Origin of the sequence: Variovorax sp. YR216 (assembly GCF_900107745.1) — a bacterium.
Lineage (GTDB): Bacteria > Pseudomonadota > Gammaproteobacteria > Burkholderiales > Burkholderiaceae_C > Variovorax.
In genome coordinates this window covers 127,978-148,632 of sequence record NZ_FNRO01000015.1, presented here as the reverse complement: position 1 = coordinate 148,632, position 20,655 = coordinate 127,978, and the positions used below count along the sequence as shown (strand labels likewise).

Below are 20,655 nucleotides of genomic sequence, written 5' to 3'. Positions count from 1 at the left end.
CTTCATGGATCAGTGCGGGCCGGTGCTCGGCTTGACGATCCGCCCGACGCGATCGCGTCGATCTCGAGCGGCGTGTAGCCGAGTTCCGCCAACACCTCGCGGGTGTGCTCGCCCAGCATGGGCGCCGGTCGCTGCATCTGCGTGCGCGATCCGTCGAAGCGCAGCGGCTGGGCCACGCCCCGGAGCGCGCCCAGAACCGGATGGACGGCGTCGTACACCATGCCGCTTTCGGTGGCTTGCGGATGCGACGACAGTTCGCCGAGCGTGTGCAACGGCGAGCAGGGGATGCCGGCCTCGTCCAGGACGGACAGCCACTCGGCCCGCTTGCGCCGGCGCATGGCCGCTGCGACACGCGCCACGGTCTCATCCCGATGCTGGACCCGCGCGGCGTTGGTGGCAAAGCGCGGATCGTCGCGAATGTCTTCGAGGTGCGCGATCGCGCAGAAGCGATGCCACAGGGAGTCGTTCGCAACGCCCAGGATCAGCGGCTTGTCCTCGGTCTCGAACACCTGGTAGGGACAAAGCGATTCGTGCCCCGAGCCTGGGCGCTCGGGCTCGGTGCCGCGTTCCCAGTAGTTCTGGAGGAAGTACCCGAGGAAGCCGACGGCCGTGTCGAACAGCGATGCCTCGACGGTGGCTCCGGCGCCGGTGCGGTCGCGCTCGTGAAGCGCCGCGAGGATCCCGATCAGGGCGTGCAGCCCCGTGCCTTGATCGACCGGGGAGAACGGGCTGCGCACCGGCGGACCATCCGGCTCGCCGGTGATGGCCAGCATGCCGCTGAATGCCTGCAGGATGACGTCATAGCCCTTGCCGGCGCGCATCGGCCCCACGCTGCCGTAGCCGGAGATCTCGCAGCAGACGAGTCTCGGGTTCAGCGCGCGCAGCGTCGGGGCGTCGACCGCGAGCTTCGCGGCGACCCCGGGCCCGAAGCTGCTGATCACGACGTCAGCCCATCTCGCGAGCCGGTAGACGACTTCTCGCCCGGACTCGCGGGTCAGGTCGATGACGATGGATCGCTTGTTGCGATTGGCGCTCAGGAAGATGGCGCCGGCCGCGTCATCGCCGGAACGGCGCAGTGGCGGCCAGCCGCGGGTTTCATCGCCGCTGCCGGGCGACTCCACCTTGATCACTTCCGCACCCATGTCTCCGAGGTACTGGGCGCACAGCGGGCCGGCGAGGACTTTCGACAGATCCAGCACGCGCAGGCCTGAAAGGGGTTGGGTGCTCATGGCGGCAGTGGAGAGTTCGAAACGAATGCGTCGCGCAACTGCCGCCGAAGCACCTTGCCGGTGGGCGTGCGCGGGAGGTGATCGACCAGGCGAATCTCATCGGGCTGCTTCAGCTTGCCCAGGCGTTCCCGGTTATGCGCGCGCAGGCGCTCCAGCAGCGCGCAAGTGTCGTGTGCGGCGTCGCGGGCAGCCACGACGAAGGCGACCGGCCGTTCACCGAATCGCTCATCCGGTACGCCGATCACGCTGCATTCCCAGACCCCCGGAGCCTCGAGCATGACGGCTTCGATCTCCTGCGGGTAGATGTTGACGCCACCGGAGATGATCATGTCGTCCACCCGATCGGTCAGGAACAACCAGCCCTCTGCATCGAGATAGCCCATGTCGCCGAAGGTCTGCCAGCCGCTCGCGTGCGTCCGTCCCTGCGTCTTCTCCGGTGACTTGTAGTACGCAAAGGGCGTCACGCCCGAGAAGTACACGACGCCGGTCTGTCCGGGCGGAAGCTCGCCGCCGTCCGCATCGACGATGTGCACGACCCCCTTGCGGGCCTGGCCGACGGAGCCGGGCTTGCGCAGTGCCTGCACGGAGTCGATCAGCGTCAGGCCGACGCCTTCGGTCCCCGAGTAGTACTCGATGAGGATCGGGCCCCACCAGTCGATCATGGCGCGCTTGATCGGGACCGGACAAGGCGCTGCGCCGTGGATGGCAATGCGATGCGACGGCGCCGAGAAAGCCGCTCGGCGCTCGATCGGCAGCGCCAGCAGTCGCTGGAACATGGCGGGCACCCACTGGCTGTGCGTGATCCTCTCGCGTTCGATCAGGCTCAGAGCCTCATCGGCGTCGAAGCGGTCCATGACGAAGACGGTTCCGCCACCCGCCGTGACGGCCAGCGCGACGCGCAGGGGCGCGGCGTGATAGAGCGGCGCGGTCGAGAGATAGCGGACGTCCTCGCCGCCGACCTGGAAGAGGTCGATCAGGTCAACCGCAAAGTGCGGCGTGCCGCGCCACTCGCGGGGCAGCAGTGGACGGATCACCCCCTTCGGCGCGCCGGTGGTGCCGGACGTGTACATCATGAGCGCGCCGGGCGGCTCGTCCGCATGCGGCTCCGGAGAAGCCGCGTCGAGCAATGGTTCGAGCGCGGCGAAGCCTTCCACGTTTCCACCGAGCGACAGCCAATGCACAGGCCGTGCGATCGCGTCGGGCAAGGCGCCGGCCAGATCGCCGAGCGACGCATCGACCAGCACCACCTTGGCATCGGAATCCTCCACCAGGTAGGCCAGCTCGGGCGGTGCAAGCGCGGTCGACATCGGCGTCAGATACAGCCCCGAGCGCCACGCGGCCCAGGCCGCGGCCAATCCTTCGGGCCGGTTGTTCAGCAATGTGGCCACGTGATCGCCACGCACCAGCCCCAGATGGCGGAACACGCCGGCAAATCGATTCACCAGCGCTTCGAGCTCCCCGTAGCTGAGCCGCACATCGCCGCAGACGATGGCTGTTCGACCCGGAGCGTTGCTGGCATGCAGGCGCAGGTCCAGCATTGACGTGGAAGGACTGGACACCCTTACTCCGTTCTCAGCAGCCCGAGTCGAGCCAGCGTCGTGCGCTCCTCGGCGACCGTGCGACGCGCGAAGGCCTCGTACTCGGATGAGCTCATGGGGATCATCGGCATCATGAAGCGCGAATAGGCCGCCTTGACGGCCGGGTCCTCCAGCGATGCCGTGAAGGCGTCGTGCAGCGTGCGAATCACGGTCGGGTCGGTGCCGCGCGGCGCGCCAATGCCGAAGGGCGACTCGTTCACGATATCAACGCCCAGTTCGCGCAGCGTCGGAACCTCTGGAAAGGCCGCCGCGCGCTTTGCACCGAGCGTGGCCAGCACACGCAGCTTGCCCGATTGCACGTGCGGCGCAAACTCGGTGGTTCCGCTCATCATGGAAACCTGACCGCCCAGCAGGGCGGCCAGGGCCTCGTTCGAGCCCTTGTACGGGACCGCGGTGAACTGCACACCCGTCTTCTGCGCGAGTTCCTCCACCGCGAGATGAGGGGTGGAGCCGACGCCGGCATGACCGTAGCTCACGTCGCCCGGATGCTTTCGAGCGTGATCGATCAGGTCATTCAACCGTGCGAAAGGTGCATCGGCCTTCACTGCCAGCCCGAACACGAAGCCACCCAGACCCGCGACGTATGCGATGTCACGCAGCGGGTCGAACGCCATCTTCTGCATCAAGGGCATGCGAAAGGTGGCGAGCGGCAGCAGCGCGACGGTATAGCCGTCCGGCCGCGCCGAGGCCAGCGCCAGGCCGCCGAGCGAGCCCCCGGCGCCCGCCTTGTTTTCCACGACAACCGGCACACCAAGCCGGCGAGCGACAGAGTCGGCCATGGCGCGGCAGATCACATCGGTCGATCCGCCCGCCACCGAAGGCGCGATGAGGGTGATCGGCCGAGCGGGAAAGCTTTGCGCGCGTGCGATCTCGAAGGGCCATGTCGATGCCAGCGCCATCGCACCTAGAAGGCTTCTTCTGCGGGTCATGCGTGCCACGTCGATCAACCAGCGCTGCGTTGCGCCTTTTCCTGTTCCGCCCGGGCGCGAACGATGCGCTTGGCTTCGGCCCAGTCTTCCGGCGTCATGGCATTCATCTCGGCGAAGGTGCTGGGCGCCGCGAGGTGGTGGCCGCCGTCGATGGCGATGTTCTGGCCGGTGATGTAGTCGCAGCCATCCGACTGGAGGAACATCAGCAGGTTGCACAGTTCGGGCATCTTGCCGAAGCGGCCCATCGGCACCTTCTCGGAGGAGGCCGCGCCGACGTTCGCCTTCGGGATCGGCGCGAGCTTCTCCCAGGCGCTTTCGGTCGGGAAGGGACCGGGCGCGACCGCATTCACGCGGATGTTGTGCCGGCCCCATTCCACGGCCAGCGACATCGTCATGGCGTGGATCGCCGACTTCGCCATCACCGAAGGCAGCACGTAGGGCGAACCGGTCCACACCCATGTCACGAGCATGCTCACGACCGAGCCGGGCAAGCCCTGGGCAATCCAGCGGCGTCCGCAGGCGAGGGTGGCGTACAGGGCACCGTCCATCACGGTCGAGCGGACCGCCTCGAAGCCGCGCGGGCTGATCTCCACGGACGGCGAGATGAAATTGGCCGCCGCGTTGTTCACGAGGCCGGTGAGGGGGCCGCCTTGCCAGATCTTCTCGACCATCGCCTCCATCTGTTCAGCGCTGCGCACGTCGCAGATGTGGTGTTCGATGCTTCCGCCGTGCGCCGCCTGCGCGCGCAGCTCGGCGACCGCTTCCTGCAGCACGCCTTCGCGCCGGCCGCAGATGTGCACCGCGGCACCGTGCGACACGAAGCTGCGGGCGAGTTCCTTGCCCAGCCCGGTGCCGCCGCCGGTTATGAGAATGCGCTTTCCCTTCAGGGCGTCGTCGCGGAGGGGGCCGTTGGCCATCATGGTCATGTGTCGTTCCTTGCGATGGAGGTCGAGCGTGCCTCAGGCGGGATTGATGCCGGCCACGCCGTTGACGGCCGGGTCCTTGGTCGGACGGAAATTGGCGAACAGCTGGCGGCCGATGATGTGCTTCATCACCTCGATCGAGCCGCCCGCGATCTTGACGATGCGCGCATCGGCGTACGCGCGGGCGATCGGATATTCCCACATGTAGCCCCAGCCGCCGAAGAGCTGCAGGCATTCGTCGACCACCTTGCAGTGCATGTTGCTCAGCCACATCTTGGCCATTGCCGCATCCACCGCATCGAGCTCGCCGGCCATGAAGCGGCGGATGCACTGGTCGGTGAACTGGCGGCCCACCACCGCCTCGGTGCGCAGCTCTGCGAGCTTGAACTGCGTGTTCTGGAAATCGCCGATCGTCTTGCCGAAGGCCTTGCGGCCGGCGGTGTACTCGATGGTCCAGTCGATCACGGTCTCGGCCACCGTGGCCGAGCGGATTGCCTGCGCGAGCCGCTCCTGCGCGAGCTTGGTCATCATCAGCTCGAAGCCGCGGCCTTCCTCGCCGAGCATCGCCGACGCGGGCACGCGCACCTCGTCGAAGAAGAGCTCCGAGGTGTCCTGCGCCTTCATGCCCAGCTTGTGCAGGTTCTTGCCACGACGGAAGCCCGGCAGGCTGGTGTCGACCAGAAAGAGCGTGACGCCCTTTGCGCCCGCGGTCGAGTCGGTCTTGGTCGCGAGCACGATCACGTCGCAGAGCTGGCCGTTGGAGATGAACACCTTCTGGCCCGAGATCACGAAGTCGTCGCCGTCGCGCACCGCGCGGGTGCGGATCGCCTTCAGGTCGGAGCCCGCGTGCGGCTCGGTCATGCCGAGCGAGCCGATCGCCTTGCCCTGGACCATCAGCGGCAGCCACTTCTTCTTCTGCGCCTCGGAGCCGAAGCTCGCGATGTAGGTCGCGACCAGGTCGCAATGGATCATGAAGCCCGGGCCGGTATAGCCCGAGCGGGCCATCTCCTCGAACACGATCACGTCGAAGAGGTAGTCCGCGCCCGCGCCGCCGTACTGCTCGGGCACGGTGCAGCACAGCATGCCTGCCTCGCCGGCCTTGAGCCACAGGTCGCGTGGCACCACGCCGTCGGCTTCCCATTGCGCGTGATGCGGTGCGATCTCGTTGTCGATGAAGCGCCGCACCATGTCGCGGAACGCTTCGTGGTCCGCGTTGAAAAGATCTCTTTTGAACACCTTGGCTCTCCCTTTTGTCAGTAGGACTTGGGCAGGTCCAGCACCTTCTCGGCGATGAACGACAGGATCAGTTGCTCGGTCACCGGCGCGATGCGCGTGACCGTGACTTCGCGCAGCAGGCGCTCGACGTGGTATTCCTTCGCGTAGCCGAAGCCGCCGTGCGTCAGCACCGCCTGCATGCACGAATCGAAGCCGGCGCGCGCACCGAGGAACTTGGCCGTATTGGCCTCGGCCCCGCAAGGCTGTTGGTTGTCGTAGAGCCAGGCACCCTTCATGACCATGGCCCAGGCCGCTTCGAGCGCCATCCAGCGCTCGGCCAGCGGATGCTGGATGCCCTGGTTCTGGCCGATCGGGCGGTCGAACACCACGCGTTCGCGGGCGTACTTGGAGGCGCGGCGCAGTGCGTCCTGCCCGATCGCGACCGCCTCGGCGGCGACCAGCAGCCGCTCGGGGTTCAGGCTGTGCAGGATGTACGAGAAGCCCTTGCCTTCCTCGCCGACGCGGTCTTCCTCGGGGATGAAGAGGCCATCAATGAAGATCGAATTCGAATCGACCGCCTTGCGGCCCATCTTCGGAATGCGGTGCACCTCGATCTTGCTGCGGTCGAGGTCGGTGTAGAAGATCGTGATGCCGTCGGTGGGCCGCTTGCAGTCCTCCAGCTTGGTGGTGCGGGTCAGCAGCATGATCTTGTTGGCGACCTGCGCCGTCGAGGTCCACACCTTCTGGCCGTGCACCACGTAGCCGCCGGGCACCTTCTGCGCGAAGGTCTTGATCGCGGTGGTGTTCAGGCCCGCGTCGGGCTCGGTGAAGCCGAAGCAGCACTGGTCCTTGCCTTCGACGAGGCGTGGCAGCCAGCGCTGGCGCTGCTCGTGCGTGCCGAACACCACGATCGGATGCGGACCGAAGAGGTTGATGTGCACCGTCGACGCCGCCGCCATGCCGCCACCGTGGCTCGCGACCTCGTGCAGCATGATCACCGCCTCGGTCACGCCCAGGCCCGCGCCGCCGTAGTCGGCGGGCATCGTGATGCCGAGCCAGCCCGCATCGGCCATCGCGGTATGGAAGGCGCGCGGGAACTCGCCGTCCTCGTCGCGTGCGAGCCAGTATTCGTCGTCGAACGAGCGCACGACCGCGCTCACGCCGTCGCGGATCGCGCGGTGGTCGTCACTGACTGAAAAGTCCATGGGTGTGTCTCTCCGTGTGTTGTCGTTTCCGGCGTTCAGTCGGCGAGGCGCAGGGTTTCGAGCGCCTGCGTGAGATGAGGCTTGTCGACCATCACGCCGTCGATGCTCAGCGTGCCCGCATCGGGCTGCGCCGCGAAGGCATCGACGATGCGCCGCGCGTGTGCGAGTTCGGCCTCGGTGGGCGAATAGGCTTCGTTGATCGTCGCGACCTGGTCGGGGTGGATCGCGATGCGGCCGCGAAAGCCGCGCCGGCGCGATGCGCGGCAGGCCGATGCAAGTCCCGCCGCATCGCGGAAGTCGGCATAGAGCGTGTCGACGGCCGGCACGCCCGCCGCCGCCGCCGCGCACAGGCACAGCGAATTCGCGAGCTGGTAGAGCGGCGAAAGGCTGCCGTCCTCCTCGCGGTTCGACACCGCGCCGATCGCCGTCGACAGATCCTCCGCGCCCCAGGTGATGCCTGCGAGCCGGGCGATCGGACCGTTCATGCTTTGCATGTTGAGCATCGCCTGCGGCGTCTCTGTCGCGACGGGCACCACCTTGACGGTGCCGGGCGCGATGCCGGCGCGCGCCTCGAGCGCATCGAGCCCATGCGCGAGCCGCACGATGTCGGCGGCGCTGCGCGTCTTCGGCAGCATGATCCCGGCGAGCCCGGGCACGGTGACGGCGGCGAGGTCGCCCATCGCGAGTGCGGTGTCCAGCGGATTGATGCGAACGAAGAGGCGCGCGGAAATCGACGAAGCCTGCGCCGCGATGAACTCGGCAGCCATCTGCCGCGCGGCTTCCTTGCGCGATTCGGCGACCGCATCTTCCAGGTCGAGGATCAGCACGTCCGCCGGGCTGCCGAGCGCCTTGGCGAGCTTGCGTTCGCTGTCGGCGGGCACGAACAGCATCGAACGCAGCTTGAGACGGCTCATGCTTCGGCTCATCCGGGCTTCCTCAGCATCAAGGCTTGCCGGGTGCAGACGCACACCTCTTCGCCGCGCTGGTTCAGCCCCTGGTGCAGGAAGGTCACGATGCCCGCGTTGGGGCGCGACTTGCTCTCGCGCACGTCCTTCACCGTGGTGCGCGAGCGGATCGTGTCGCCCGCGAACACCGGCTTGGGGAAGCGCGTGTCGGTCATGCCCAGATTCGCCACCGTGGTGCCGAGGGTGGTCTCCTGCACCGAAAGCCCGATCACCAGCCCCAGTGTGAAGATGCTGTTGACCAGCGGCTGGCCGAACTCGGTGCCCTTGCAATACTCCGCATCGATGTGGATCGCCGCCGGATTGCAGGTGGCATTGCTGAACCACATATTGTCGGACTCGGTCACCGTGCGGCGGATCTCATGGTCGAATGTCTGCCCGACTTCGAATTGCTCAAACCAGCGGCCTGCCATCGTGCAACCCTCTCGAAAAATAAGTTCGACTCAGTGTATGTATGTGCATCATACGCATGTGTACTATAGCAAGTCTGAACGCTTTGCAACTCGGGTCGAACCTTGATGCCCGTCCTGTAGGAGACAGATCGATGAACCCACGCAACAACCGCCAGGTGCGGCTCAGGAGCCGGCCTAACGGCATTCCACAGGCTGAACATTTCGAGATCGCCCAGGTGCCGGTCGAACCGCTCGCGCCGGGGCAGGTGCTGGTGCGCAACGAGTGGCTGTCGGTGGAACCGGCGATGCGCGGCTGGGTCAACGCCGTCGCCAATTACTCGGAGCCTGTCGCGATCGGCGCCGTGATGCGCGCTTTCGCGGCGGGACGCATCGTGGAATCGACCATGCCCGAATGGCCGGTGGGCACCGCGGTCACCGGCATGTTCGGCTGGCAGGACTTTGCGGCGATCGAGCCGGCGGCCATCCAGCGGCGGATCGTGGACGAGGACCTGCCGATCTCCACCGCACTCGGCGTGCTGGGCATCAACGGGATCACGGCGCACTACGGCCTGCTCGAAGTCGGCCACCCGCGCGCGGGCGAAACGGTGGTGGTGTCGACCGCGGCCGGCGCGGTCGGCTCCTGCGTGGGCCAGATCGCGAAGCTGCGCGGCTGCCGCACGGTCGGCATCACCGGCGGCGAGACCAAGCGGCGCATGTGCATCGACCGCTTCGGCTACGACGCCGCGGTCGACTACAAGGCGCCGGATTTCGAGCAGCGGCTCGCCGAGGCGCTGCCGGGTGGGGTGGATGTGTATTTCGACAACACCGCCGGCGCGATCAGCGATGCGGTGCTGGCGCGGCTCAACGTCGGCGCCCGCGTGGTGATCTGCGGCACCGCCTCGGTGGCCAACTGGGACCCGCCGCCGCTCGGCCCGCGCGTGGAGCGCCACCTGCTCACCAGGCGTGCCCGCATGCAGGGCTTCGTGATCTTCGACCACCCCGAACACACGCCCATCGCGCTGGAAGATCTCGCGGGCTGGGTACGCGCGGGCAGGCTGCACTACGTGGAAGAGGTGCTGGAGGGCATCGACAGCGCACCCGATGCGATCGCCGGCCTCTACCGGGGCGAGAACCTCGGCAAGCGGCTCATCCGCCTCGCGTGACCCGCTCCGGCATGCCGGGCAGTCGCAATGCCTGGTCGTCCGCCGATTCCGGCAGCAGCGGGCCGCGTCGGAACACGCCGCTCGCACGCATCACCGGCTCGCCGTCGGCCTCGATCAGCCCCTGGGAGAAGACGAGGTTGCGCGTCACGCGAAGGATGTCCGCCCGCCCCTGGACCCAACTGCCGAGCGGTGCGCCGGCCAGGAAGTCCACCTGCAGGCTGATCGTCGGCAGGAACTGGCGCGGAATATCGGTCTGGTACTGCGCGGCGGTCGAGATCAGGATGTCGGCGAAGGTGCAGAGCATGCCGCCGTGGCAGTTGTTGCCGGGGTTGACCTGTGCGGGCCCCACGCGAAAGCCGATCTGCAGATGTTCGTCATGCCAGCGCGCATAGAGCGGACCGTTGGCGGTGGCGAAGGCGCCGCCGAGTTCGACGCGTTGAAAGCCCGGCGCGGGTGTTTCGGAATCGCGCATCGGTCAGACGGATTGGCGCAGCGTGCGCCACGCGTCCTGCAGCGCGGCGCGGTGTTCGGGCGCGGCGATGCCGATCAGCGCCTCGGCGCGGGCATCGAGCGACAGATGGCGAAACTCCGCCACGCCATGTTCGGTGACGACCGCATCGGCCAGGTAGCGCGGCAGCGTGCACAGGCCCTGCTCGCCGATCACCGGCACGATGCGCGACACGCTGCCTTTGCGCGCCGTCGCGCCGAGGCACACCAGCAGCCGCCCGCCCGGCGACGACAGCGCGCCCTGTGCGAAGGCCGGCAGCCCGCCGGCGCCCGCCTGGATCGTGCCGCCCACGCGCTCGCCGTTGATCTGCCCGAAGAGATCGACCTCGGCCGCGGCGTTGATCGCGACGAAGCGCGGGATCGCCGCCACGCGCGCCGGGTCGTGGGTGTGGGTCACGTCCGCCATGTGCAGCGTGGGCAGTTGCGCGATGAAGTTGTGGAAGCCGACATCGCCGAGCACCACGCCGGTGGTGACCGGCGCATCGCGATCGAGCGCGCCCGATTCCCACAGCGTGCGCAAACCGCTCGCCACCAGCCCGCCATGAAAGCGCAGCCTGCGGTGCCCACCGAGTTCGCCGGCGAGCGCCAGTGGCACCGAGCCGATGCCGAACTGCAGCGTGTCGCCGTCGCGCACCAGTTGCGCGACATGCTGGCCGATGCGTCGTTCGACCTCGCCGGCCGGCGCTTCGACGAAGGGGTTGAGCGGCGCGTCGGCCTCGACATGGGCATCGAGCTCCGAGACGTGCACCCGGAAGGTCCCCTGCGTGCGTGGCATGCGCGGGTTGAGGTGAGCCACGCGCCGCTTCGCGCGTCGCCACGCGAGCGGCATGAAGTCGCTCGCGAGCCCGGGGCTGCACCAGCCCTCGGCATCGGGCGTGGTCAGATGCGCCACCGCGAGATCGGGCGGCGGGCCTTCGGCGAGATGGCGGGCGATGCCCACGTAGTCGAGCGAGAGCAGCTCGGCGCGGCCCTGGGCGAGCCCGGCGCGCACGCCGGGTGTCATGAAGAAGGCTTGCTGGCGCGCCTCGGGATGCAGCTTGAGGTAGTCCACCCGATCGATGCCCGGGAACTGCACCCCCATGAAAGTCACGCCGCTCGCGCGCTCGGGGTCGGCGCGCAGTTCGTCGACGAAGACAGAGGATTCGGTGCTCAACGTCGGCACGAAGACGCGCATCCCGGGGCGCAGGCCGTCGGTGAGGCGACTCATCCTTGGGCCTCGCCGGTGAATGGCGCGATGCGCGCGCTGCCGGTCATCAGCTCGCCGCCGCCTTCGGCATGGGCGGTGAGTGCGTAAAGGGCGCAACCGCCTTCGACACTGCTCAGCGTCGCGCTCAGTGCCACGGTGTCGCCCAGTCGCGCGACACCGGTGAATCGCGTGTCGAGATGGCGCACGCTCCCGGCGCCGAACGAGCGCGTGAAGAGGCGCGCGGTGTACGCCATCGTGAGCATGCCGTGCACCAGCGGCTTGTCGAAGCCCGCGGCGCGCGCGGCCTCCACATCCAGATGCAAGGGGTTGTGGTCGCCCGAAGCTGCCGCGAAGAGCGCAAGGTCGACGGCGGTGACCGGCCCGCAGCAGAGTTCGAGGCGCTCGGGGAAGCTCACTGCACCGCCTCCAGCGCGTTGCGCACCAGGATCGTCTGCCGGCTGTTCGCTACCTGCTTGCCGGCACGACGGTAGTCCGTATCGACCACGATGAAGGTGAACGCGCCGTTCTTCTTGTCGTGGATGTCGGTCACCTTGCGGCTGACCTCGATGCGGTCGCCGACATAGACCGGCGCGAAGTGATCGAAGCTCTGCTGCGCATGCAGCACGCCGCGCAGCGGCACCTTCAGCAGCGACATGAGCTGCGCGCTGCTGAAGTGCTCGCCCTCGATGGCCTTCAGGAAGGTCGGCGGCACCGGGCAGGCGGGATGCCCGGCGTGGCGCGCCGTTTCGGGCTGCGTGTAGACCGCGTCCTGCTCGCCAATGGCCTGGCAGAAGAGCTTGACGCGCCATGCATCGATGGCGATCTCGCTCGGCGCGGTCTCGAAGCTGATGCGGGAACGATCAATCATGCGAAGGCGCGATGCAGGGCAGGCTGGAGCCGGTTCCACGCGTCGCGCGAGCCGGCATCGAAGGCGGGGACGAGCTTCTCGCGTCCGGCCCATAGCCAGGTGAGGGGGCCGCCGGTCCACGCAGGCGTCACGCCCGCGAGGCAGGCCGCGACGTCGATAAAAGCGATGTCGCCTGCGCCGGCCATCGCCGCGCATTTCACCGCGGTGCGCGCCTGCTCTTCGAGCGACGCGCCGCGCAGCCGCTGCAGCACGCTTGCGGGGCCCGGCGTGCGCCATGGCAGCGCGCCGAGGCGCGGCGCGAGCGCGGAAAGCAGGGCGGTCGCGGAGTCGTCGCCGCCGATGATCTCCAGCACGCGGCCGTAGGGGCCGGTTGGCGCAAGCACCGCCACGACGGGCGCTTGAGGCAAGGCGCTGTCGAGCACCGCGAGCGCGACGCGATGCCCGCTGCCCTGTGCATCGACGAGTTCGATCGTGCCTTCGGGCAGGTCCGCATCGGGCGCCTGCGCCACCTTCAGCTTGGCGAGCGCATCGATCCACGGCTTGTGCGATGCGCCGAGCGGCCCGACCGCGATACGCTCAATCGCCGTGCCCTTCGGCGCGGCGAGTTCGCGCTCGGCACGCAGCCGTTCAAGGAACAGCGTGCGCACCATGTGGCCCGCGACCGGGCTGAACATCAGCCGCAGGAACTGCGTCATCTCCACATCCGTGGCCTCGGCGAGCGGCAGCCGCGCGCCCTTGAGCACGCTGTCGACGATGGCGCTGTAGGCCGGATAGAGATCGAAGTCCGCCTCGCTCACGCCATGCCGCAGAGCGATCGCGCGTGCGCCTTCCTCGGTGAAAGGCGGCACATCGGCCTGCGCGAGATTCGCGAACTTGGCCTTCTCGTCGTAGGGCTTGCCGTGCATTGCACGAGCCTCGGCGCGCGCTTCATCGAGCAACTGCGCCGCCGGCACGCTGCGCGCGAAGACGCCGAGCCGCACCGCATCGGCCGGCGCGATCGAGCGGCCGCCGAGCAGCATGTCCATCGCCGGCTCGAAGCCTGCGAGCCGCGGCAGGCGCTGCGTGCCGCCCGCGCCGGGCAAGAGGCCCCAGCGCACCTCGGGCACGCCGATCTGCGTGCGCGGCTCGTCGGTGACGATCCGCACGCGGCAGGCCAGCGCCAGCTCCAGCCCGCCGCCGAGCGCGATGCCGTTGACCGCGGCCACCCAGGGCTTGGCCGATTGCTCCAGCCGCACGAACTGCCGCCCGAGCCGGCCGCACTTCGCGAACATCTGCGCGTGCGTCGACGTCTTCGCGCTCTCGGTGTAGCCGCGCACCATCACCAGGTCGGCACCGGCCAGGAAGGTCGGCTTGCCGGAGGTGAGCACGACGCTCCTGACCTGTGCGTCGGCGTCGACGCGGTCCATCAGCGCGTCGAGCGCATCCATCAGCCCGGCCGAGAACACGTTCATGGTCCGGTCCGGCATGTCGATGGTCGCGACGAGCACGCCATCGGGTTCGAGCTGGGTGCGAATCAGCGTTTCCATGGTTTGGCGATCAACCCGCGTATTTCTTGAAATCGGGCTTGCGGCGCTCGTTGAACGCGCGCACGCCTTCTTTCGACTCTTCCGTCTGGTAGTAGTGCTTCACCGTCTGGATGCCGAGGAAGCCGATGCCCCGAATGTTCTCGCTGTCGGCGTTGAACGAGCGCTTGGCGATCGCGAGCGCGGTGGGGCTCATCTCGTTGATCTCCTTGCACCACTGCGCGACTTCGGCGTCGAGCTGTTCGTGCGGGACCACCTTGTTCACGAGGCCCATCTTCTCGGCCTCGGCGGCGCTGTACTTGCGGCAGAGGAACCAGATCTCGCGCGCCTTCTTCTCGCCGACGATGCGTGCGAGATACGCGGTGCCCCAGCCCGGATCGACCGAGCCCACCTTGGGCCCGACCTGCCCGAAGGTGGCCTTCTCGCTCGCGATGGTGAGGTCGCACAGCGTCGCGAACACGTTGCCGCCGCCGATTGCGAAACCCTGCACCTTGGCGATGGAGACCTTGCGCAGGTCGCGCAGCGCGGTCTGCATTTCCTCGATCGGCATGCCGACCGTGCCGCGCGGGCCGTACAGGCCGTCTTCGCTCAGGTGCACCTTCTGGTCGCCGCCGGTGCAGAAGGCCTTGTCGCCCGCGCCGGAAAGCACCATCACGTTGGCGCTCTTCTCCTCGTCGGCGCGGCGCAGCGCGTCGATCAGCTCTTCCAGCGTCTGGTTGCGGAAGGCGTTGTAGACGTCCGGCCGGTTGATGGTGACATGCACCACGCCGTCTTTCACTTCGTAGAGGATGTCCTTGTAGCTCTTGCTCATCGTCGTTGCTCCTTTAGCCATGCATGCTGAGGCCGCCCGAGACGCTGATCGTCTGGCCGGTGATGAAAGCGGCGTCGTCGCTGGCCAGGAAGGCCACGATGCCGGGGTAGTCGTCGGGCACGCCGATGCGGCCGAGCGGCACGCCGCGCACCATCGCGTCGCGGATCTTCTGGCCCTGTTCGCCGGTGCCGACGAAGGCATCCATCGCGGGCGTGTCGGTCGGGCCGGGGCAGACGGTGTTCACCGTGACGTTGCTGCGCGCCACTTCGCGCGCCAGCGCCTTCGCGAAGGCGATCGTCGCGCCCTTGCAGCCCGAGTACACGACCTCGCCGGTCGAGCCCACGCGGCCCGCGTCCGAGGCGATGTTGACCACGCGCCCGCTCTTGCGCTGGGCCATGCCCTTGGCGACCGCATGCGTCATGTGCAGCGGGCCGAACCAGTTGATCGCGGTGACCTTCTTCCAGAAGGCCTCCTCGGTCTTGAGGAAAGGCATCGGCGTGTCCCATCCGGCGTTGTTGACCAGGATGTCGGTGCCCGCGCCGGTCTGGCTCTCGAAGCTGGCCACGGCGTCGGTGACCGCCGCGTAGTCGGTGATGTCGCAGCCCACCGCGATCGCCTTGCCGCCGGCGGATTCGATGCTCTTCACCGTTTCGCCCGCGCCAGCAGCGTTGATGTCGAACACGCCGACGGTCACGCCCTCGGCGCCGAGCCGCAGCGCGATCGCGCGTCCGATGCCGCTGCCGCCGCCGGTCACGATGGCTGTCTTGCCTTTCAGTCCTCGCATGAAAAAGTCTCCTGTGGAAGGGTTCGATGGATCTGGGAAGTGAATGGCGCCCGAACGCTAGGCCCCGAGCCGCCCGATGATCGAGACCGCGCACACGTTCTGGTGCGGGTGCCCGCCGAGGTTTTGCGTCAAGCCGCGGTCGACCTGCCTGAGCTGCCGCTCGCCCGCGCGGCCGTGGATCTGCTGGTAGACCTCGTAGACCATGCGCAGGCCGGAGGCGCCGATCGGATGGCCGAAGCACTTCAGGCCGCCGTCGGGCTCCACCGGCAGCTTGCCGCCGAGGTCGAAGGTGCCGTCGAGCACATCGTGGATCACGCGGCCCGGGGCGCTGAAGCCGAGGTCTTCCATCAGCACCGCCTCGGTGATCGAGAAGCAGTCGTGCACCTCCGCCATGTGGATCTGCTCGCGTGGCGAATCGATGCCCGCCGCCGCGTAGGCGCGCGCACCGGCTTCGCGGGCGGTGGCGATGTGCGCGCCGTCCCAGCGGCTGAAGCCGGCTTCCTCGCCGTTGCTCACCGAGACTTCGAGCGCCTTGATGCTGATGATCTCCGCGTGGGCCTTCAGGCTGCGCGCGATCTCCGGGGTGGTGAGGATCGCGCAGGCCGCGCCGTCGCTCACGCCGCTGCAGTCATAGAGGCCCAGCGGCGCGGCGATGGTCATCGCCTTGAGCACGTCCTCCTCGGTGATCCGGTTGCGCAGGTGGGCCTTCGGGTTGAGCGCCGCATTGGCATGGCTCTTGACCGAGATGTGCGCCATCGCGCGCTTGAGTTCGCTCATCGCCACGCCGTGCTTGGCCGCGTAGGCGGAGGCGAGCTGCGCGAAGGCGCCGGGCGCGGTGGAGTTGGGCAACCACAGGTCGTTGGCCACGCCGCGCGTGCGCACCGGCAGGCCGCCGTAGCCGGTGTCCTTGAGCTTCTCGACGCCGAGCGCGAGCACGATGTCGTACGCGCCCGCCGCCACGGCGTAGGCCGCGCCGCGCAGCGCTTCGGTGCCGGTGGCGCAGGCGTTCTCCACCCGTGTCGCGGCGATGCGCGGCAGGCGCAGCGCCTGCGCGAGCGGGCCGGCGGTCTTGCCGACGTTGTTTTCTTCGAGGCAGACGCCGAACCATGCGGCGCCGATCTGCGAGGCCTCGATGCCGGCATCGGCCAGCGCCTCGTTGAAGGCCTCGACCATGAGGTCCTCGGGGCCGGCGTCCCAACGCTCGCCGAAGCGGGTGCAGCCCATGCCGATGATGGCGACCTTGTCGCGAATGCCTGTGGCCAAGTCGTTTCTCCTGATGGATCTCGTGCGCGCTGCGCGTCAGGCGGATGGGGCGCTGCCGCGCAGGGGCGTGGCCTTCCAGAAATAGCGGCGGAATCCGCGCGCCGCGTCGAGGTCCTTGATGCGGTAGACCATGCGCAGCGGCAGCCCGACTGCGAGCTCGTCGCGGTCGGTGTCGGCGAACTCCATGAGTACCCGGCCACCGCCCTCGAAGTCGATGTGGCCGAACTGGAACGGCGGCGCGGGCGTGTAGGCAAGGAAGTCGCTGGTGTGCGAGAGCACGCGCGCCGGCCGGTCGGCGAGGCTGACCGGCGCCTGCGTGTCCTGCGCCCGGCACTCGGGGTTGACGCAGACGCGCGAGCGCGGGAACTGCACCGTGCTGCAGCGCGCGCAGCACCCGCCCTCGAAGCGCTCGGTGCGCGCGTGGTCGCGCCAGGCGGCGGTGAGGGCGGTCTTGTTGTCCATCTCGGCGCGCATGCCCCAGGCCAGATCGAGCTGGCCGGTAAACGACAGGTACTTGAGATAGCTGGTCTCGGCCTTGCCCGCATCGGGCGCGGCGCCGGGGCAGGGCACGGCGGTGCGACGCAGCAGGAGCACGTCGCAGCCGCTGCCGAAAGCCACCACCATGACGAGTGCGCCGGGCACGGCGTCACGCAGCGCGATGTCCAGCATGGCGAGCGGCTGCGCGCAGCCGAGGTCGCCGACCGTGTCGGCAGCGGTCGAGACCAGTGCGTCGGGGGCGATGCCGACGCGCTTCGCGACCGCTTCGTTCACGCGCGGCAGCGGCGCGGGCAGCGCGAAGTGGCTCACATCGGCGGCGCTCACGCCCGCGTCCTTCAGGCACTGGCGGATGGTGTCGACCGCGAGCTTCATGTAACCCTCGTCGCGCACCCAGCGCTCTTCCCAGCCGTAGTCGTGGCGTTCGCCGGCCTGCCGGAAGTGATCGACCAGGTCGGCCTGCAGGCTGCGCGAAGCGACATGGGTGGCGATCGCGCGGCCGGTGCCGATCGACGCGGCGGCGGCGCCGTCGCCGAAGATCAGTTCCTGTGCGCTCGCGGGCTTGCCGAGGCGGCGCTCCGACGCGACCACGACGCGCGTGGCGTCGGCGGCGGGGCGGCGCAGCGAATCGATGAGTTCGGTCAGCGCGGCGCGGGCGCTCGATGCCACGTCGCGCGCCATCGTCGCATCGCCGAGGCCCGTCGCGGCGGCGACGATGCCGGCGTTCAGGCGATCAGCGAACGGGTGCGTGGTGGAAGCCAGCGTCAACTCGGCAGCGCCGGTGATGGGCGAAGCGGCGAGCAGCGCACGGCTGGCCTCGACCGCCATCGTGACCGCGTCCTCGTCCCAGTTGGCGATGGCGCGCTGCCCCTTGGCGAGCGACTTCAGGCCCGGCGCCATCCAGCGGTGCTGTGCCGCGACTTCGCTGCGTTCCAGCCGCAGGCGCGGTACATAACGGGCGGTGGCGAGCAGTCCGAAGACGTTCTCGGTGTCGTTCATGAGAATTCGCGGCGGCGCTCTGGCCTGCTGTACATCATCATGTGGTGCATGGTACGCTAGTGCACGATATTTTCGCAAGCCGCATATTCGGGGTTGAGCAGGGGTTTACCCTCGACGCGGCCTCCAAGGAGACTGGATTGAGCAAACTTCTCGAAGGCAAGGTGGCGCTGGTCACCGGTGGTGGGCGTGGGCTGGGGCGCGGCATCGCGCTGGCCCTGGCGGAAGCCGGCGCCAAGGTGGTGGTCAACGACCTGGGTGCCACGCTCGACGGGCAGGCCGGCACCGAGCAGCCCGCGAACGAGGTGGTGGCTACGATCCGCGCCGCCGGCGGCGAGGCGATCGTCGACGGCGGCTCGGTCGCCGAGTGGGGCGACGCCAGCCGGATGGTGCAGGCCGCGGTCGACACCTTCGGGCGCATCGACATCGTGGTCAACAACGCCGGCATCCTGCGCGACGTGATGTTCCACCGCATGAGCGAGGCCGAGTTCGACCAGGTGGTCGCGGTGCACCTCAAGGGCAGCTTCAACGTCAGCCGTGCGGCCGCGCCGCATTTCAAGGCGCAGGGGAGCGGGGTCTACGTGCACATGACCTCGACCTCGGGACTCATCGGCAACTTCGGGCAGGCCAACTACAGCGCGGCCAAGCTCGGCATCGCGGGACTGTCGAAGTCGATCGCACTGGACATGCAGAAGTTCGGCGTGCGATCGAACGCGGTGGCGCCCTTCGCGTGGACGCGGATGATCGATTCCATCCCGAGCGAGACGCCCGAGCAGAAGAAGCGCGTGGACGGCCTCAAGAAGCTGGTGCCAGAGCGCGTCGCGCCCTTCGTCGTCGGCCTGTGCGCGGACGATGCGCGCGACGTGACCGGCCAGATCTTCGGCGTGCGCAACAACGAGATCTATCTCTTCAGCCAGCCGAGGCCGATCCGCAGCGCGCACCGCGGCGAGGGATGGACGCCCGAGACCGTGCTGGAGACCGCGCTGCCGATGCTGCGCGCGAGCTTCTTCCCGCTCGACCGCTCCAGCGACGTCTTCACCTGGGACCCCGTCTGAATCCACCCCCAAGCAACGAGGAGACACGCATGTCCACGCAAGGCAAAGTCATCATCACCTGCGCCGTCACCGGCGCGATCCACACGCCGTCGATGTCGCCCTACCTGCCGGTGACGCCCGAGCAGATCGCCGACGCGGCGGTGGGCGCGGTCGAAGCGGGCGCGGCGATCATCCACCTGCACGCGCGCGACCCGGTCACCGGCAAGCCGGACCAGCGGCCCGAGGCTTTCGTGCCCTTCCTGAAGGACATCAAGGCGAGGTCGGATGCGGTCATCAACCTCACCACCGGCGGCTCGCCCTACATGACGGTGCAGGAACGCATGCGGCCCGCGAAGGAGCTCAAGCCCGAGGTGGCGTCGATGAATATGGGCACCATGAACTTCGGGCTCTTCCCGATGCTGAACCGCTTCAAGGAGTTCAAGTTCGACTGGGAGCGGCCGTATCTCGAAGGCAGCAAGGACCTGATCTTCCGCAACACCTACGGCGACCTGGAAACCGTGCTCACGGAACTCTCGGCCAACCAGACGCGCTACGAGTTCGAGTGCTACGACACCTCGCACCTCTACAACCTCGCGCACTTCGTCGACCGCGGGCTGGTGAAGGCGCCGTTCTTCGTGCAGACGGTGTTCGGCATCCTGGGCGGCATCGGCAGCCATCCGGACGACGTGATGCACATGAAGCGCACCGCGGACCGGCTCTTCGGCAAGGACTACCGCTGGTCGGTGCTGGGGGCAGGGCGCAGCCAGATGCCGATCGCGGCGATGGCGGCATCCATGGGCGGCAACGTGCGCGTGGGCCTCGAAGACAGCCTGTGGATCGGCGCCGGCAAGCTCGCCGAATCGAACGCGCAACAGGTGCGCAAGGCGCGCGAGATCATCGAGGGGCTGGGCCTCGCGGTGGCCACGCCTGCCGAGGCGCGGGAGATCCTTGCGCTGAAAGGCAAGGACGCTGTCGCGTTCTAGACGCACATCCGTACAGTGAGCCGCTAGAATGTACGCATCATTACAGTAAAAGACTCGCCGTCCAGCGGCGGGCGGCGCACCATGGCAGATGAAGCACATTCCACCGACTGGGAGCTGCGGCTCGGTTTCCTGATCCACGACGTATCGCGATTGCGCCGCAGCGCATTCGACCGATGCCTCAAGCCGCTCAACGTCACCCGTTCCCAGTGGTGGGTGCTGGCCTATCTGTCGCGCGAGGACGGCATGACGCAATCGCAGCTTGCCGAGGAGCTCGATCTCGGCAAGGTGGCGGTGGGCGGCCTCATCGACCGCCTTGAAAAATCCGGCCTCGTGCGCCGGGGCGCCGACGCCACCGACCGGCGCGTGAACCGGGTCTTCCTCGAACCCAAGAGCAAGCAGCTCATCAACCGCATGCGCAAGGTGAGCCACCAGCTCAACGAGCGGATCCTCGATGGTCTGGCCGACACCAAGCTCGAGGTGGCTGCCACCACGCTCGATGCGATGAAGCGGAATCTGCTGGCTTACCTGCAGGCTGATGAAGCGGCTTGATCTGCCATGACGAGGTGATCGCTCACGGCACCGGCGGCCG

21 protein-coding genes are annotated in these 20,655 nt (G+C 68.2%); 4 read left to right on the top strand and 17 right to left on the bottom strand.

Features of this window, described 5'->3' with window-relative positions:
* Nucleotides 1-2 precede the first annotated feature (2 nt).
* The 8 genes from BLW05_RS27535 to BLW05_RS27500 are packed head-to-tail and all read right to left on the bottom strand — an operon-like array spanning nucleotide 3 to nucleotide 8,474.
* Nucleotides 3-1,229: a CaiB/BaiF CoA transferase family protein gene (locus BLW05_RS27535; RefSeq protein WP_093166751.1), complete on the bottom strand. Its 1,227-nt coding sequence runs from the start codon at nucleotides 1,227-1,229 to the stop codon at nucleotides 3-5.
* Nucleotides 1,226-2,788 (bottom strand): AMP-binding protein, encoded by a 1,563-nt coding sequence (locus BLW05_RS27530; RefSeq protein WP_256330525.1) that lies wholly within the window; start codon nucleotides 2,786-2,788, stop codon nucleotides 1,226-1,228. Before BLW05_RS27530 ends, BLW05_RS27535 begins: the two co-directional genes overlap by 4 nt.
* Nucleotides 2,789-2,790: 2 nt before the next feature.
* Complete coding sequence (locus BLW05_RS27525) at nucleotides 2,791-3,756, bottom strand: Bug family tripartite tricarboxylate transporter substrate binding protein (protein ID WP_256330524.1); 966 nt, start codon at nucleotides 3,754-3,756, stop codon at nucleotides 2,791-2,793.
* Between the two features lie 14 nt (nucleotides 3,757-3,770).
* Nucleotides 3,771-4,682 carry an SDR family oxidoreductase gene (locus BLW05_RS27520; protein WP_093166748.1) on the bottom strand — a complete coding sequence of 304 codons (912 nt, stop codon included), beginning with the start codon at nucleotides 4,680-4,682 and terminating at the stop codon, nucleotides 3,771-3,773.
* Nucleotides 4,683-4,715: 33 nt separating this feature from the next.
* Nucleotides 4,716-5,915, bottom strand: a complete 1,200-nt coding sequence (locus BLW05_RS27515) for an acyl-CoA dehydrogenase family protein (protein WP_093166747.1) — start codon at nucleotides 5,913-5,915, stop codon at nucleotides 4,716-4,718.
* A 17-nt stretch (nucleotides 5,916-5,932) separates the two neighbouring features.
* Nucleotides 5,933-7,099, bottom strand: coding sequence for an acyl-CoA dehydrogenase family protein (locus BLW05_RS27510; protein ID WP_093166746.1), 1,167 nt, complete (start codon nucleotides 7,097-7,099; stop codon nucleotides 5,933-5,935).
* A gap of 35 nt (nucleotides 7,100-7,134) precedes the next feature.
* Nucleotides 7,135-8,013, bottom strand: a complete 879-nt coding sequence (locus BLW05_RS27505; RefSeq protein ID WP_093166783.1) for an HpcH/HpaI aldolase/citrate lyase family protein — start codon at nucleotides 8,011-8,013, stop codon at nucleotides 7,135-7,137.
* Nucleotides 8,014-8,021: 8 nt separating this feature from the next.
* Nucleotides 8,022-8,474, bottom strand: a complete 453-nt coding sequence (locus tag BLW05_RS27500) for a MaoC family dehydratase (protein ID WP_093166745.1) — start codon at nucleotides 8,472-8,474, stop codon at nucleotides 8,022-8,024.
* Between the two features lie 131 nt (nucleotides 8,475-8,605).
* Here BLW05_RS27500 and BLW05_RS27495 point away from each other — a divergent pair, with 131 nt between their 5' ends.
* A complete protein-coding gene (locus BLW05_RS27495; RefSeq protein WP_093166744.1) occupies nucleotides 8,606-9,616 on the top strand; it encodes an NADP-dependent oxidoreductase in 1,011 nt (336 codons plus the stop codon).
* On the opposite strand, the gene BLW05_RS27490 is transcribed toward BLW05_RS27495, so the two are convergent.
* The 9 genes from BLW05_RS27490 to BLW05_RS27450 are packed head-to-tail and all read right to left on the bottom strand — an operon-like array spanning nucleotide 9,600 to nucleotide 18,052.
* Nucleotides 9,600-10,088, bottom strand: coding sequence for a PaaI family thioesterase (locus tag BLW05_RS27490; protein WP_093166743.1), 489 nt, complete (start codon nucleotides 10,086-10,088; stop codon nucleotides 9,600-9,602). The genes BLW05_RS27495 and BLW05_RS27490 overlap by 17 nt on opposite strands.
* Nucleotides 10,089-10,091: 3 nt before the next feature.
* On the bottom strand, nucleotides 10,092-11,330 hold the full coding sequence (locus BLW05_RS27485; protein WP_093166742.1) for an acetyl-CoA hydrolase/transferase family protein: 1,239 nt from the start codon (nucleotides 11,328-11,330) through the stop codon (nucleotides 10,092-10,094).
* Nucleotides 11,327-11,725 carry a MaoC family dehydratase gene (locus tag BLW05_RS27480; RefSeq protein WP_093166741.1) on the bottom strand — a complete coding sequence of 133 codons (399 nt, stop codon included), beginning with the start codon at nucleotides 11,723-11,725 and terminating at the stop codon, nucleotides 11,327-11,329. The genes BLW05_RS27485 and BLW05_RS27480 overlap by 4 nt, the downstream gene beginning before the upstream one ends.
* A complete protein-coding gene (locus BLW05_RS36105; RefSeq protein ID WP_177142832.1) occupies nucleotides 11,722-12,177 on the bottom strand; it encodes an FAS1-like dehydratase domain-containing protein in 456 nt (151 codons plus the stop codon). Before BLW05_RS36105 ends, BLW05_RS27480 begins: the two co-directional genes overlap by 4 nt.
* Nucleotides 12,174-13,703, bottom strand: coding sequence for an enoyl-CoA hydratase-related protein (locus BLW05_RS27470; RefSeq protein ID WP_093166740.1), 1,530 nt, complete (start codon nucleotides 13,701-13,703; stop codon nucleotides 12,174-12,176). The genes BLW05_RS36105 and BLW05_RS27470 overlap by 4 nt, the downstream gene beginning before the upstream one ends.
* A 10-nt stretch (nucleotides 13,704-13,713) precedes the next feature.
* Nucleotides 13,714-14,511, bottom strand: coding sequence for an enoyl-CoA hydratase-related protein (locus tag BLW05_RS27465; protein ID WP_088954429.1), 798 nt, complete (start codon nucleotides 14,509-14,511; stop codon nucleotides 13,714-13,716).
* Nucleotides 14,512-14,524: 13 nt separating this feature from the next.
* On the bottom strand, nucleotides 14,525-15,295 hold the full coding sequence (locus BLW05_RS27460; protein ID WP_093166739.1) for a glucose 1-dehydrogenase: 771 nt from the start codon (nucleotides 15,293-15,295) through the stop codon (nucleotides 14,525-14,527).
* A gap of 57 nt (nucleotides 15,296-15,352) precedes the next feature.
* Nucleotides 15,353-16,558, bottom strand: a complete 1,206-nt coding sequence (locus BLW05_RS27455; RefSeq protein WP_093166738.1) for an acetyl-CoA acetyltransferase — start codon at nucleotides 16,556-16,558, stop codon at nucleotides 15,353-15,355.
* A 36-nt stretch (nucleotides 16,559-16,594) separates the two neighbouring features.
* A complete protein-coding gene (locus BLW05_RS27450) occupies nucleotides 16,595-18,052 on the bottom strand; it encodes a 3-oxoacyl-[acyl-carrier-protein] synthase III C-terminal domain-containing protein (protein WP_218135232.1) in 1,458 nt (485 codons plus the stop codon).
* A gap of 137 nt (nucleotides 18,053-18,189) precedes the next feature.
* On the opposite strand from BLW05_RS27450, the gene BLW05_RS27445 reads away from it, so the two are divergent.
* From BLW05_RS27445 to BLW05_RS27435, 3 genes are all read left to right on the top strand, one after another.
* Nucleotides 18,190-19,104, top strand: coding sequence for an SDR family NAD(P)-dependent oxidoreductase (locus BLW05_RS27445; protein WP_093166737.1), 915 nt, complete (start codon nucleotides 18,190-18,192; stop codon nucleotides 19,102-19,104).
* A gap of 29 nt (nucleotides 19,105-19,133) precedes the next feature.
* Nucleotides 19,134-20,066, top strand: coding sequence for a 3,5-dioxohexanoate:acetyl-CoA acetone transferase (locus BLW05_RS27440; RefSeq protein WP_093166736.1), 933 nt, complete (start codon nucleotides 19,134-19,136; stop codon nucleotides 20,064-20,066).
* A gap of 81 nt (nucleotides 20,067-20,147) precedes the next feature.
* A complete protein-coding gene (locus BLW05_RS27435; protein ID WP_093166735.1) occupies nucleotides 20,148-20,615 on the top strand; it encodes a MarR family winged helix-turn-helix transcriptional regulator in 468 nt (155 codons plus the stop codon).
* The last annotated feature ends 40 nt before the right edge of the window (nucleotides 20,616-20,655 follow it).